At 31.7% G+C, this 1,008-nt stretch carries 2 protein-coding genes; both read right to left on the minus strand.

Annotation, left to right across the window (positions count from 1 at the left end; genetic code table 11):
- A partial coding sequence (locus BBROOKSOX_RS11635) for a hypothetical protein (protein WP_139662040.1) occupies window positions 1–194 on the minus strand: 194 nt, incomplete at its 3' end.
- Between the two features lie 496 nt (window positions 195–690).
- A partial coding sequence (locus tag BBROOKSOX_RS11640; protein ID WP_257607881.1) for an interleukin occupies window positions 691–1,008 on the minus strand: 318 nt, incomplete at its 5' end.

Consider the following 1,008-nt stretch of genomic DNA (forward strand, 5'->3'; position numbering starts at 1 on the left):
ATGTTAAGATTTTGACTGTTTATGTTGATTTGTCCGTTATTTGTGTTATCTGCGTTATTTGCATTGGCTTGGAGGTTTGAGCCAACAATGGTGGTGGTTTTGTTTGGAGTATTAAGGTCTGTATTAGCAATGGTTGGGGTTGTTGCCAGGGTTGTGATTAAGGTTAAAATTGATATTAAAAATGGGTTTGGCATTTGGTTGTTTTAATGAGTTTTGGTGGTTTTTTTGTTTTAAAAATAGTGGTTTTGTTTTTAATGAGAGGGTGGGGTTATATTTTTACGATAAAAGGGTAGCGTCCTCTTTTTCCTTTTTTTCCTTAAAAAGCGAAGGCTTCTTAGGATGTTCTATATAAGAAATTTTAAAAAGTTGTCAGAGGTTTTGGGGTAATGTATGGCATTTGGTTATTTTAATGGGTTTTGGTGGTTTTTTTGTTTTAAAAATAGTGGTTTTGTTTTTAATGAGAGGGTGGGGTTATATTTTTACGATAAAAGGGTAGCGTCCCCTTTTCCACATTACCCACGCCACCTAATACAAAAGCGTTTAAGTGGCTTAGTATTAAAAGTAGAATGAAAGGTTTTTTTAAGGGTGAGCATTGGTGTTATTTTAGATTGGTTTTTTTAAAGGTTAACACAATCTGTGTCTACAGAGTCTCAAAAAACGACCATTTTTTTGTTAAATTACACTCTGACCCTAATTATTTTCTTGGTAAATGCTAATCGGCAAAGAAATATGATATTTTGCTAACCTAAATAATTTTTCTTTATCAAAAATTTCAAAATTACATTGTTCGGAGCAGGAACAATATACATCTATCATGATACGAAAATCTTCAGCACCAGCTTTAAATAATAAATCATAGTTTTTTTCGAGAAAAATTATAAAAGACTCTTCATATTCTTCATCGTAACCCTCTTTTGAAAATTCATTAGGGAAATGGATTAACTCTAGACAACCGTATTCCCATTCTTCTAAATTAGAATATGGTTTCCTATCTCCAACATTAAAAAT

Source organism: bacterium endosymbiont of Bathymodiolus sp. 5 South, from assembly GCF_900128535.1.
Taxonomy (GTDB): Bacteria; Pseudomonadota; Gammaproteobacteria; order PS1; family Pseudothioglobaceae; genus Thiodubiliella.